This is a genomic window from Egibacteraceae bacterium, assembly GCA_035540635.1.
GTDB lineage: Bacteria > Actinomycetota > Nitriliruptoria > Euzebyales > Egibacteraceae > DATLGH01.
On the sequence record DATLGH010000075.1, the window covers coordinates 1 to 12,725 of the forward strand.

Genomic DNA, 12,725 nt, shown 5'->3' on the forward strand with positions numbered 1-12,725 from the left:
GGCCGGCAGGGGTGGCGGCCGGCGCCGGCAGGGCCGGCGAGGCCGTGACCGCGATGCCGACGCCAGCGCCGAGGACGGACGCGATCAGCACCGCGAGCATGGTGTGGGAGACGCGCACAGGACGCCTCTACCCGGCATTCCTCCTTTGACACGTGTACGCGCCCCGAGTCTGGGGTAGCCAGTCCGCCGCGCGCCTTTTGGCCGCCGTCCCGAATCGTCAGGGCCCACCGTTAGGGAAGGAAACTTCATGCCGCGTCTTTCGAGCTTCGCGCCGGTCCTGCGGCCGACCTCTGCGCTGTTGTCACTGCTCGCCGGGCTGGCGCTGGCGATGCTCGCGCTGCTTCCCGCCTCGGCCCAGACCGTTCCACCGCCCGGCACCATCTCCCCGCCCGACACGGTCGAACCGCCCGCCACCACGGCCCCCGCGCCTGGCACAACCGCGCCGGCACCCGGCACCATCCAGCAACCGACGCGGGTGGAGGCCGGGCTGGGCGGCGCAGCAACCCCAGCACATCCGGCGACCGCTCCCGTCATCGCGGCGGCGCTGTTGGTGCTGGCGGTCGGGGCAGGGCACCTGCTGCGCCTGCGCGCAGCGCGACCCTAGCCCCCACCCTAGCCCTGCTGCTCGTGCGGGCCCGGCGGGGCGAGACCCCCTGCGCCTCCCGGCACCCTGCGCCTGCGAGAGACGACGCAGTTGCCTCGGTTGTATGCGCCCCCCCGCGCGGAACCGGCTGTCGAACGCCGGCGCAGTCGGGCGGCGGGGGCGCCTCGCGGTGCGAGCGGGGACATCCCTGGAACATGCCTCAATTTGGGGGCAGAGGATGTCTAGCCTGCGGGCGGGGCAATACGCGTCGGCAGTGGGCCCGGCGCCCGCAGGTGCGAACGGGGAAACCATGAACATCCCCTCATTCGTGCGTAGGAGGGTTACGAGCGAGTACTACCGACCTCGTAGGCGGCGCCGGGCCTGTAGACGGCGCCGGCCCGACAGCACCCTCCTACGAGGTCGGTAACAGAACATCGGCCGGCGACCAAACCGCGCGGCGAGGAGGTCCGAACCTCGAGCATGCTGCCGAGAACCGTGGTCGCGTTGATCGCGGCGAGCCTCACGCCCGCTGGTCGGAGATCCGCACAGGAAGGGACCAGCATCGCCAGGGGCCAGCGCCGCGACACCGTCATCAAGGATCAGTCCCAGGACGGAACGGAGGCGGGGGGGCTTCAGGACCCGCCAGCCAGCCGCGTGCGTCGGGGAACGACCACCGCGCTGGCGACCGCGGCCGGCTTCGCGCTCGGCATCGCGATCACCGTGGGGCCCTCGGCGCTCCGCGGCGAGCCGGCGGCCAGCGGTCCGCCGCGAGGCGCCCAGGACGTTCAGCTCGTCACCTCGCCGGACAACGAGCCGCCGGGCTCGCTCGGGCAGGCCGCCCGCGCGTCCTCGCCGGCCGCGAGCCCGCAGGGCGCCGTGGAGGCCTTTCTCGAGGCGGAGCGCGCCCGGGACTGGGAGACGTCGTTCCTGCTGCTGAGCGGGGCGGACCGTGCGCGCTTCCGCTCACCGGCCGGCTGGGTGGCCGCGCACCCGAACGCGCTGCCGCCGGTGACCGGCTACGACGTGCAGGGCGTCGCGGGGGACGGCGACCGCGCCGAGGTGATGGCCGTGACCGGCTTCGAGCCGAGCCTTGATCCCTTCGCCGGCCTGGTCCCCGCCCGGACGCAGGCGACGTGGGTGGTCACCGCCGAGGACGGCGGGTGGTTGGTGGCCCTCGGCGACTCCCGCTTCCGGCCGCTGCACCCCGCTGAGGACGCTGCTACCGACACGGTGCGGGACTGGGTCGCGGCACGTCAGGACTGCCGGTCGGACGCCGCCCTCGAGCATCACAACCTCCTGGGCGTGCCGTCGCTGGCGGACGGCCTCTGCGGTGCCGGCGGGCCCGTCGAGGTTGGCGACGTCGAGCGGCTGCGGGCGATCGACGCGGGGACGCTCCTGGCTGCCTACGGCGAGTCGGTGACCGACTGGGCACGCACGGTGCCCGTCACCGCTCCGACCAACCTGCGGGCCGTGCTCGCGCCGATCGGCCAGGACTGGGTGGTCATCGCCGTTCTCGTCGGCAGCGATCGGTCCCCGCGTTGACCGCTCGCTCACACCAAGGATCCGCTCGCCGCCACAGCTAGGAAAGGATGCAGCATGTCCCGCAGTCACCCCTCGCCCGCTCCACGTCGCCTCCTACCCGCGCTGCTCGCAGCGGGGCTGGCCGCGGCGCTCGCGCTCGCCCTGCTCGCGACCGTCGACGCGTCCAGCCACCGCGAGGCACCGCTGATCATGGAGGACCCGGTGGCGGACAACACGGACGTGTACGCCTTCGTGAGCAACGACCGGCCCGACACCGTCACGCTCATCAGCAACTTCATCCCCTTCCAGGAGCCCGGCGGGGGCCCGAACTACTTCCGCTTCGGTGAGGACGTCCGCTACACCATCAACATCGACAACAACGGCGACGCCGTCCCCAACATCGTCTACGAGTTCCGCTTCCAGAACGCGATTCAGGACCCGGACACGTTCCTGTACGCGGCGGGGCCGATCGACTCGCTCAACAGCCCCAACTACAACTTCCGGCAGACCATGACCGTCGCGGAGACGCGCAACGGCCAGCGCACCGAGCTCGGCAGCGGCCTGACCCTGCCGCCGGAGAACGTCGGGCCGCGCACCATCCCGGACGACCCGGGCTACGAGGCCATCGCCCAGCAGGCCATCCACGAGGTCGGCAACGGCGTGCGGGTGTTCGCCGGGCAGCGCGACGACGCCTTCGCCGTCGACATCGCCGCGATCTTCGACTTGGCGGGCCTGCGCCCGTTCAACGACGCGCACGCCGCGCAGCTGCCGACGGCGGAGGGCCGGGACACGTTCGCCGGCTACAACGTGCACACCATCGCGTTGCAGGTCCCGATCGCCCAGCTGGTCGATGCGGACCCGGTCATCGGGGTGTGGTCCACCGCGGAGCGCCAGGCCACGACTGTCGGGGACGACGGCCAGGCCACTGTCGCATTCCAGCAGATATCGCGCCTCGGGATGCCGCTGGTGAACGAGGTCGTCATCCCGCTCGGGCTCAAGGACGCCTTCAACGGGCTGCAGCCGGCGATGGACGCCGAGACCCTCACCGGCGTGGCCGCGCCCAACAGCGGGGCCACCGAGGGCGACATCCCGCTCGTCACCGACCCGATCCTGGCCAACGCGTTCGCCGAGGTCTACGGGTTGGATGTGCCGCCGCCGCCCCGCGAGGACCTCGTCGCGGTCTTCCTCACCGGCCTCGAGGGCGCCAACCAGCCCGCGGCCTTCGCCGCCGGCCAGGGCCAGCCGGCGGAGATGCTGCGGCTGAACACCGACGTGCCGCCGACGCACGACGACATCAACGACAACGACCGCATGGGCTTCCTCGCGGGCGAGATGGACGGGTTCCCCAACGGACGGCGGTTGGGCGACGACGTCGTCGACATCTCGCTGCGCGTCGTGGCGGGGGTGCTCGTCGACGGCTTCGACGTGGAGCCGAACAACCAGCTGAGCGACGGGGTTGTCCGCAACGACGTGCCTTTCCTGACCAGCTTCCCCTACATGGCGACGCCTCACCAGGGATACGAGCTCGACAACGCCGGGCGTCTCGCCGACCCGATCGAGCAGACCGCGCAGGTGGACGAGGCGGCCCCGAGGCCCGGGGCGCCCGCCCGGGATGACGGTGACGGCATGGCCTTCCCCGGCGGGTTCATCGGCCTGGGAGCTGCGATACTGCTGGTCCTCCTCGTCGTCGGTGGGCTGGCGATCGCCACCAAGCGCAGGGGCGCCTGACGTCCGCCGCCCACACGGCACGCCGGCCCCGGCCGCCCGTCCGGGGCCGGCGTGTACATCGCCTCCGGGGGTCTCCCGCCGCGGCAGCGGGCTGATCCTGCCGCCGGAGGCCCCCGGGCCGGGCGCACGGGCACTGGTCGAGGAAGTTGCCGGTGCTGGATCCCCTTGATGGCCGTGATCTGTACGGTCAAATCAAGTTCTGGGGTCGCTGTCAGCGGCTGGGCAGCTCGTTCGGGTCGAGGGTCTGGACCGTCGCCACCCACGCGAGGATCGACATCGCCCCGTGGCGCGAGGCCCCGCCGGCGATGACGAGGCGGTCGCCGATCACCGCGACCGCCGCGCCGTGCACGGCTAGGGGCGGGCGGGGAAGGGTCTGCCACGACCGGCCGTCGTAGTACCACGCCTCCTCGATCACGCCGCCGCCGGGGACCTCGGGGTCCTCACCACCGACCACGACGGGGAGGCCCTTGACCGAGGCGACGGCGGCCCCGCTCGTGGGAGACGGCAACGCCGGCCCGTTGCGCCACGCGTCGGCCTGCGGGTCGTAGATGTCGACACGGCTGGTGACCGCGCCGTTGCGCCCGCCGATGGCCCAGATCTCGCCGTCGACGACCGCGACGCCGAGGTGGTCGCGGGATTCGGGCAGCGGCGCGCCGGTGCGCCATGACCCGTCGTCGTAGATGAGCGTGCTCGCGCTGCGTCCCGCGCCGCCGATGACATAGACGACCCCGTCGACGGTGACCATCTGATGTCCCCAGCGGCCTTCGGGCATTGCCGGGCCGCGACGCCACCCGTCGCCGTCTTGCAGCCACACGTCCGCCTCGGGCGCCCAGTTGCGGGCGTGCTCGGACCCGCCGGCGACCATGAGGGTCCCGTCGTCGAGCGCCGTTGCCGCGGCGTGGTGCCGGGCCGCCGGCAGGCTCTGGCGGGCGCGCCACGCGTCGACCTCGGGGTCGTAGGCCCGCACGGCCTGTGACGTCCGGCCCGCGCCCGTCAGGCCGCCGACGACGACGAACTCCTCGCCGTCCTCGCTGAAGAGTGCGCCGGCGAGCGCGCCGGCGACCTCGCCGCGCCGGTCGGGCATCTCGGCGAGCAACGTCCATCCCCGGGCGTTCACCGGCTCCGGGGACCCCCTCCAGAGAACGGCGAGGGCGATCACCGGCACGAGCACGAGCGCGACGACGCCGCCGACGCCCCAAACCGCAGCCCGCATCAGACGCTCCGCCCGAACGCCGCGAGCAGCCGTGCCTGCGCGTCCGCGTCGTCGGGCAGGGGCTGGCGCTCGCCGATCGCGCCCGCAGCCCGGTACGCCTCCTCCTGACGCGCGAACCACGCGGCGAGCACGTCGACGAGCTCGGGGTCGAGCCGCTCGTCGGCGCCGACGGCGCGCGCGAGGTCCCACGCGTGGACGACGTGGTCGGCGGCGAGCTGCCGGAGGTAGAACCGTGCGGGGAAGTTTCCGAACGACAGGTGCACGGTGCGGTCCCGATCGACGTCCGCGGCGGCCTGCGTGGCGGCGGCGGCTGCCGCCTCCCAGGCCCCGACCGGGTCGTCGCCGAGCGGGTCGCCGGCCAGCCGGTCACCGACCTCGTCGATCGTCAGGCCCGCGAGAAGGGGCGGTGTCCAGCGACACTCGTCGACGATGTGCGCGACGAGGTCGCGGACGCTCCAGCCCTCGCACGGTGTCGGGTCCTGCCACTGACCGCTGCCGATCGCGGGCACCCGCGAACCGAACTCCGCGCACGCTCGCCTGTGCAGTATGACCACGTCCATCGCCCACAACCTCCGCACCCGTCCCGACGCGCATAACCTACAAACTCGCGGGCGGCCTGCGACCCGGCCGCTGTGTGACCGGACACTCTGGGGACACGACGGCTGCCGGCACAGGAGACACGGCGTTTGCAGGCCGCTTCAACGTTCCCGGGAAGGACTTCTCGCGCCCGCTACACGCCGGACACTGGCGACGGGAAGAGACCGGGTTCTGACCCCACCGGGTAGGGTCTTCAACGACCGCGCGGGGGCGGCGGTCGCCGCCCCTCACGAGGAGGCCGCATGCGAGGCGAGGCAGGAGAAAGCCGGGGGACACCGCGGCGGTCCTCCCCCGCGCCGGGTCACCGATGACCGCCTTCCGCCAGCGGGTGCGGGCGGTGATCGCCCGCCTCGAACCCGGTGAGATCGTGAGCTACGGCGAGGTCGCGGCCGCGGCGGGCTCTCCGGGTGCCGCCCGCGCGGTCGGGCGCGTGCTGCGCGGGCTCGACGGCGTGGCCTGGTGGCGGGTGGTGGGCGGGGACGGTCGCCTCGTCGCTCCCGACGCCGAGCGGCAGGCCCGGCTGCTTGCTGCGGAGGGCGTCCGCGTGCACCGGGGGCGGGCGGTGGCCGGGCCGGGCGCCGCCTCCTGACCCGCCGCCCCCGACTGGGGGGGCGGGGCAGCCGATACGGTGCGCCGGCACCCCCGCCCGTCAGCGCGCCGCCACCGATGTCGGGTCCTTCGCCGCCTGCACGAGGACGTTCGTGTAGTCGTGCTCGGGTGCGCCGATGAGCGCCTCGGCCGGACGGCACTCGACGAGCCTGCCCTGGTAGAGCACGGCGATGCGGTCGGCGACGGACCGGGCGACCGCGAGATCGTGGGTGATGAACAGGAACGCGATCCCGTGACGGTCGCGCAGGTCGGCGACCATGCGGAGCACGCTGGCCTGCAACGACACGTCGAGCATCGAGGTGGGCTCGTCGGCAACGACCAGTCGAGGTCGCCCGACGAGAGCCCGCGCGAACGCGACGCGTTGGCGCTGGCCGCCCGACAGCTCGTGGGGATAACGGCTACGCAGCTCCGGCCGGAGCCCCACCTCTCGGAGCGCCTCGGCGACGCGGGCGTCGATCTCGTCGGCGTCGCAGCCCGCGATGACGAGCGGCTCGGCGACCGTCCCGGCGACGCGCATCCCCGGATGCAGCGACTGGTAGGGGTCCTGCAGGACGAGGTGCATGCAGCGGCGGGCCTCGCGCAGCCGGGCGCGCGACAGGCTCGCGATGTCGGTGCCCTCGACGATCACCTCCCCCCGGTCGGGGCGGGCGAGACCGACGACCGTGCGCGCGAGGGTGCTCTTGCCGGAGCCGCTCTCGCCCACGAGGGCGAGCACCTGCCCCTCGGCCACGGTGAGCGACACGTCGTCGAGCGCGACCACCGGCTGGCGGCCGCGGCCGAGCAGCCCCCGGGGGGCGAAGCACTTGGTCACCGAACGCAGCTCGAGCACCGGGGAGGCGTCGGCCCGGGGCGGTGGTCGCGTCGCGCCGGGGCTGTCGATGGTCGGGATCGACTCGATCAGCCGGCACGTGCACGTGTGGGTCGGCGAGCCCGTCACCTGCGCTGCGTGCCCCGTCTCGACGATCTCGCCGTCGTCCATGACGAGGATGTCGTCGGCCACCCGCCCGACGAGCGCGAGGTCGTGGGACACGAGCAGCACGGTGAGCCCCAGGCGCGCCTGGAGGTCGAGCAGCAGCCGCAGCAGGGCGCCCTGCGTCACGACGTCGAGCCCCGTGGTCGGCTCGTCGGCGAGGAGCAGCGCGGGGTCGTTCGCGAGCGCCATCGCGATCACGGCTCGCTGGCGCATGCCGCCGCTGAACTCGTGGGGGTAGGCGCTGTGGCGGTGCGCGGGGAGCCCGACGAGCTCCAGCAGCTCCGTGGCCCGCTGCCGGGCGGCCTCGCGGCTTCGGGTGAGCGCCGCCGCCTCGGCGACCTGCCGGTGCACGGTGTAGGCGGGGTTCAGGGTGTTCATCGCGCTCTGCGGGACGAGGGCGACGTCGCGCCCCCGGACGGCGCGCAGGCAGCCACCAGGGCCGAGCAGGTCGCGCCCCTTGAACAGGACCTGCCCGCCGGTGATGCGGCCGGCAGACGGCAGCAGCCCGAGGAGCGCGAGCAGCAGCGTGGTCTTGCCGCAGCCGGACTCGCCGACGAGCCCGGTGATCCGGCCCTTGCGCATCGAGAACGTGACGCCCTTGACGGCGGTGACGGCCCCCGCGGGCGTGTCGTAGGCAACGGTGAGATTCTCCACGCGCAGGAGCTCCGGTGACGCGGTTTCGGTCCCCTTCGCGCGGCGCCGCGCGGGCGGGGCCGGCGTGGGCGCCCGCGACACCTGCTTGCGCAGCCGCGGGTCGGTGCGCTCCTCGATCGCGTACCCCACGAACGCGAAGCCGAGCACGAGCAGGGTCAAGCCGAAGCCCGGGGGCAGGATCCACCACATCCACGCGTCGGTGAGGATCGCGTTGCGGGCGTTCGCGAAGTACAGCATCGTGCCCCAGCTCATCCGCGCCGGGTCGCCCAGCCCGAGGAACGCGAGCGCCGCCTCGATCATCACCCCGATGTTCGCCGCGCGGATGAACTGCGCGCCGGCGAGCGGCGTGACGCGGGGCAGGACGTGGCGCAGCAGGACACGCGACGTACGCGCGCCCATCGCCTGGGCTGCGACGACGTGGTCGAACTCACGCACCTTGAGCACCTGGGAGCGCAAGACCCGCGCGGGGCGCACCCACAGACCCAGGCCGATGACGAGCACCGTCGTCCAGAGTCCCCGGCCGAAGAAAGCGGCGAGCACGAGCACGAGCGGGAGGAACGGCAGCGCGAGGGTCACGTCGACGAGGCGCATGAGCGCCGAGTCGATGGCCCCCCGGTGGTAGCCGGCGATCAGAGCCACCGCGAGGCCGACGACCACCGCCACAACCGCGGACAGCACACCGATGAGCAACGAGACCTGCGCCCCTTCGACGAACTGCGCGAAGAGGTCGCGGCCGGCGTCGTCGGTGCCGAGCAGGTGCGCGCCGCTCGGGCGCTGCAGCGGCAGGCCGGCCGGGGCAGTGGGGTCCTCACGCGTCAGTGCGGGACCGACGGTCGCCATGAGGAACAGCGCGGCGAGGAAGACCCCGCCGAGGATGCCGAGCACGCGTCCGGGACGTCTCACGAGGCCGGTCGCGGTCGACGGACCCGCGGGTCGAGCAGCGGGTAGGCGAGGTCGGCGATGATGTTCGCCGCGAGCACCATGAGCGCGAGGAAGAAGAACGCGCCCTGCAGCACTGGGTAGTCGCGGGCGATCACCGCGTCGTAGACGAGCCGGCCGAGACCGGGGTAGGCGAACACCGTCTCGACGACGGTCGTCGCTCCCGACAGGACGGCGACGTTGAGCATCGCCGCGGTCCACACGGGCAGCAGGGCGTTGCGTTGCGCGTGGCGGCGGATCGCCCCGTCGGGCAGGCCCTTCGCCGACGCGACCATGACGTAGTCCTCGCCGAGCTCGGACACCATCGCCGAGCGCGCGGTGAGGTAGATGAACCCGAGGGCGGCGATCGTCAGGGTCGCGGTCGGCAGCGCGGCGCGGATGGCGACGTCGGCGAAGAAGGCGACGCCGGTCGAGGGCACGCTCGGCAGCGCCCCGAACACCGGGAACAGCCCGAGCCACACGGAGAACACGAGGATGAGCAGGAGCCCGACGAAGAACGGCGGCAGCGAGTCGAGGAACATGACGAACGACAGTGTCCCGACGTCGGTGGCGCGCCCCCGCCGCCACGCCGAGCGGAACCCCGCGACCGTGCCGACGACCGTCGAGACGAGCACAGCGCTGAGCACGATGAGCAGCGTCCACGGCAGCCGTTCGAGCACGACCTCGGTGACCGGGCGCCCGTAGCGCACCGACGTGAGGAAGTCGCCGCGTGCGACGCCGTTCGCGTAGTTCCAGAACTGGACGTGGACGGGGTCGTCGAAGCCGAAGCGGGCCATCACCCGCTCCCGCTGCTCCTCGGTGACGCCCGAAGCGACTTCGGGTGGCAGCAGGAAGTCGATCGGGTCGCCCGGCGCCAGCCGCGGAATCAGGAAGTTGAGCATCACGAGCACGACGAGGACGAGCAGGTACTGGCCGATGCGGCGCGCGAGGTGACCGGCCATCAGCCGCGGACCCCCGAGATCCCGGCGGCCGCCGAGTCGGCGGCCGCCGCTGGGTGCGGCCTCACGCCCCCGTGACGTCGTCCGCGCGGTCCCGCCGCGTGAGGGCGACGGCGATGCCGATTGCGGCCAAGAGCCCGACGATGAGCGCGATGAGCCCCCACGGGGCGCCCTCGGCCGCCTCCTGCACGTCGTCGGGCAGGGCGACGGGCTCTTCGGCGCCAGGGTCGTCGTCGGCCGCGACCTCGTCGGCGTCGACCGCGGCGTACTCCGCGAGGAACGAGCGCTTCGTGAACGTCCCGTGACCGGGGTCGCCGATCCAGCCGTCGTAGGCGGCGGGGCGGTGCGCGTAGCTGCCGGTCGGGTAGTAGAGCACGATCGCCGGCGACTGCTCGGCGAACATCGACTGCAGCTCGTGGATGGCGTCGCGGCGCTCATCGAAATCGGTGATCTGCGACGCCTCGAGGGTGGCGGCGTTGAACTCCTCGTCGTCGAAGCCGCCGAAGAACGTGCCCTCGATGCCCGGCCCGAAGAAGAAGTAGAAGGTGTCGGGGTCGCCGTGCGCGTGCGCCTCGAGGTTCGTGACGAACGCGTCGAACTCACCACCTCGCCGGCGCTGCGCGAGGGTGGCCGGCTCGATCGCCTCGGGCGTCAGCTGGATGCCGGCCGCGGCGACCTGCTGCGCGGCGATGTCCATCGCCCGCTGGTGGAGCGGCTGCACGGCGGCGACCAGGACCGTGAAGCTCAGGGGCTCCCCGTCGGGGCCGAGCCGGATGCCCTCGTCGTTGCGCTCGTCGTAGCCGGCTTCGTCGAGGAGCTCCTCGGCGGCCTCGAGGTCGAACGTGGACGTGTCGTCGGGGTCAGCCCAGTGCACCTCGGGATGCAGCCACCCGTCACGCCCGGGCTCGCCCTCGCCGAGCAGCACCCCGTCGACGATGGCCTGGCGGTCCATCGCGAGTCGGATGGCCCTGCGCAGTGCCGGGTCGCTCAGCGGTCCCTCCGTCATGTTGAAGTGCAGGTGCACGGACTCGAAGCGCGTGCTCTCGATGACCTCGATGTCGTCGTCGTCGCGCAGCTGATCGACGAGCTCGGGCGGCACGCCGACGTCCACCGCGTCGACCTGTCCTGCGCGCAGCGCCGCGAACGCCGCCGTGGGCTGGGGAACGATCGGCAGCTCGAGGCGGTCGACGAGGGGGGCCCCCATGAAGTAGTCGGTGTTCGCCTCCAGCACGTACTGCTGGTCGGGGACGATGTCGACCACCTCGAACGGGCCGGAGCCGACCGGCTCGATGTCGGTGGCCTCGTCGGGGTTGTCGATGCCCTCCCAGATGTGGCGCGGGATGATCGGCAGGTCTCCACCGGGCACCGCGGTGAACGTGGGGGCCGGCTCGTCGAAGACGAGGGTGACCGTCGTGTCGTCGACGACCTCGGAATGGGAGTACGGGGGGATCTGGTGGACGTGGTGCCCGTAGCGGCCCGGGTGCTCCACCTCGAGGTTGTAGTCGTAGGTGAACGCGACATCCTCGGCGGTCAGCGGCTCACCGTCGTGCCAGGTGACGCCGTCGCGGATGGTCACCGTCCACTCCGTGAAGTCGTCGTTCGGCTCGGCGGACTCGGCGAGCCACGGCTCGGGCTCCTCCCGCGCCTGCGACCAGAAGAGCGCGTCGTAGACAAGGTGGACGAGGTCGTGGGTGACCGGCAGGCCCTGCATCGTGAGCGTGAACGGGGTGATGTTGTTCTCGAACGCGTTGAAGGCGACGCGCACGGTGGTCTGCTCGTCGTCCTGGCCAGCGGCGGGGGCCACGAGAGCGACCGCGAGCAAAAGGGCGAGGCACAGCACGACAAGGGGGGAGCGAGGCATCCGGAAAAACCTTTCGATACGCCTGTGGAGCTCGGGGGCTCAAGTGTCTATCGACCCGTTCCCTCACGTTGTTGCGAGGTAAACATTCGGGGGGCGGGATCCCCGGGGGGCGCCGTAGGGGCTCGCGACGTAGTCGGTGACCGCCTCGCCGGTGAGGCGCAGTGGCGACGGGTCCGGCTTGCTGAGGTCGAGCTTGCCATGACGCGACCGATGAGGTTTCGCAGCTGCCCACGGTTGCCGGGCGGCGGCAGCCCCGTGTGGCGCACGTGGTAGTCGACGCTGAAGTGCGGGTCGGGAGCCCACACCGGCCGGTCACCCTAACTGCCGGACCGACCGCTGCGAGCGCGCGGGCCGGACCTAGCCTGGGCGCATGCGCTCCCACCTCGCCCTGCTCGTCGCTGCGGCCGTGCTCCTCACTGCGGGGCTCGCCCTTGTCGCCCGCGGCCTGCCCGCCGGCGAGCGCGCCACGAGCACCGGCGCCGCCGTCGACCCCGTGGACGCGCCCGCCGTCGACGCCGACGACCCGGCGGCGAACGGCCCCCTCGACGACCTGCTCGCACTCCCCGTCGCCGGCCCGCCGATCGCCCCCGACGACCCCTCGGCGCTCGCCGCGATCCTCGTCGCAGCCGAAGGGGCCATCCGCGACCCCGCCCGCCGGCCAGAGACGCTCGAGGCCGCCGGCCACTGGCAGCAGGTGGTCTACCGCAAGCTCGGCAACGAACCCGGGCTCGTCGACCCGACGCTCGCCGAGGTGCCCGTCGCGCTGCACCCGGCCGTCCGAGGGAACCTGTTCGCGGGCGCGCGGCTCGCGGCGATGCACACCCCCGCCGATCCCGCCGAGCCGCCCACAGTCCGCAAGCTGCCGGCGTGGCGGATCGTGCCGCCCCCGCCCGCCGACGAGCTGAAGTCCTACTACCACGAGGCGGAGCTCGCGACGGACGTGCCTTGGACGTACCTCGCCGCGGTCAACCTCGTCGAGACGCGGATGGGCCGAATCCGGGGGGACAGCGTCGCGGGCGCGCAGGGGCCGATGCAGTTCATGCCCGCGACGTGGGCGGAGTGGGGCGAGGGCAGCGTCCACGACCACCGCGACGCGATCCTCGCCGCCG

The 12,725-nt window shown here is 73.0% G+C and carries 10 protein-coding genes; 5 read left to right on the forward strand and 5 right to left on the reverse strand.

All coding sequences use genetic code 11. The annotated features are described in order from the left end of the window. Nucleotides 1–247: 247 nt before the first annotated feature. The 3 genes from VM324_12400 (at nucleotide 248) to VM324_12410 (ending at nucleotide 3,832) form a co-directional block, all read left to right on the forward strand. The gene (locus VM324_12400; protein HVM00085.1) at nucleotides 248–604 is read left to right on the forward strand and encodes a hypothetical protein; all 357 of its coding nucleotides are present in this window, start codon (nucleotides 248–250) and stop codon (nucleotides 602–604) included. 633 nt (nucleotides 605–1,237) lie between these two features. Next, nucleotides 1,238–2,125 (forward strand): hypothetical protein, encoded by an 888-nt coding sequence (locus VM324_12405; GenBank protein ID HVM00086.1) that lies wholly within the window; start codon nucleotides 1,238–1,240, stop codon nucleotides 2,123–2,125. Between the two features lie 54 nt (nucleotides 2,126–2,179). Further along, nucleotides 2,180–3,832, forward strand: coding sequence for a DUF4331 domain-containing protein (locus VM324_12410; GenBank protein HVM00087.1), 1,653 nt, complete (start codon nucleotides 2,180–2,182; stop codon nucleotides 3,830–3,832). A 211-nt stretch (nucleotides 3,833–4,043) separates the two neighbouring features. Here the strand turns inward: VM324_12410 and VM324_12415 are convergent, their stop codons facing one another. Both VM324_12415 and VM324_12420 read right to left on the reverse strand, forming a co-directional pair. Beyond that, nucleotides 4,044–5,045 carry a hypothetical protein gene (locus VM324_12415; GenBank protein HVM00088.1) on the reverse strand — a complete coding sequence of 334 codons (1,002 nt, stop codon included), beginning with the start codon at nucleotides 5,043–5,045 and terminating at the stop codon, nucleotides 4,044–4,046. Next, nucleotides 5,045–5,605, reverse strand: coding sequence for a TIGR03086 family metal-binding protein (locus tag VM324_12420; protein HVM00089.1), 561 nt, complete (start codon nucleotides 5,603–5,605; stop codon nucleotides 5,045–5,047). The genes VM324_12415 and VM324_12420 overlap by 1 nt, the downstream gene beginning before the upstream one ends. Nucleotides 5,606–5,949: 344 nt before the next feature. Here VM324_12420 and VM324_12425 point away from each other — a divergent pair, with 344 nt between their 5' ends. Further along, on the forward strand, nucleotides 5,950–6,231 hold the full coding sequence (locus tag VM324_12425; GenBank protein ID HVM00090.1) for an MGMT family protein: 282 nt from the start codon (nucleotides 5,950–5,952) through the stop codon (nucleotides 6,229–6,231). A 60-nt stretch (nucleotides 6,232–6,291) separates the two neighbouring features. Here the strand turns inward: VM324_12425 and VM324_12430 are convergent, their stop codons facing one another. The 3 genes from VM324_12430 to VM324_12440 all read right to left on the reverse strand — a co-directional run bounded on the left by VM324_12430 (nucleotide 6,292) and on the right by VM324_12440 (nucleotide 11,616). Next, nucleotides 6,292–8,781: a dipeptide ABC transporter ATP-binding protein gene (locus VM324_12430; GenBank protein ID HVM00091.1), complete on the reverse strand. Its 2,490-nt coding sequence runs from the start codon at nucleotides 8,779–8,781 to the stop codon at nucleotides 6,292–6,294. Further along, a complete protein-coding gene (locus VM324_12435) occupies nucleotides 8,778–9,758 on the reverse strand; it encodes an ABC transporter permease (protein HVM00092.1) in 981 nt (326 codons plus the stop codon). Before VM324_12435 ends, VM324_12430 begins: the two co-directional genes overlap by 4 nt. Before the next feature lie 61 nt (nucleotides 9,759–9,819). Further along, nucleotides 9,820–11,616: an ABC transporter substrate-binding protein gene (locus VM324_12440; GenBank protein HVM00093.1), complete on the reverse strand. Its 1,797-nt coding sequence runs from the start codon at nucleotides 11,614–11,616 to the stop codon at nucleotides 9,820–9,822. Between the two features lie 370 nt (nucleotides 11,617–11,986). Between VM324_12440 and VM324_12445 the strand changes: the two genes are divergently transcribed. Continuing rightward, nucleotides 11,987–12,725 (forward strand): hypothetical protein (locus VM324_12445; protein ID HVM00094.1); only part of this gene is annotated, 739 nt, incomplete at its 3' end.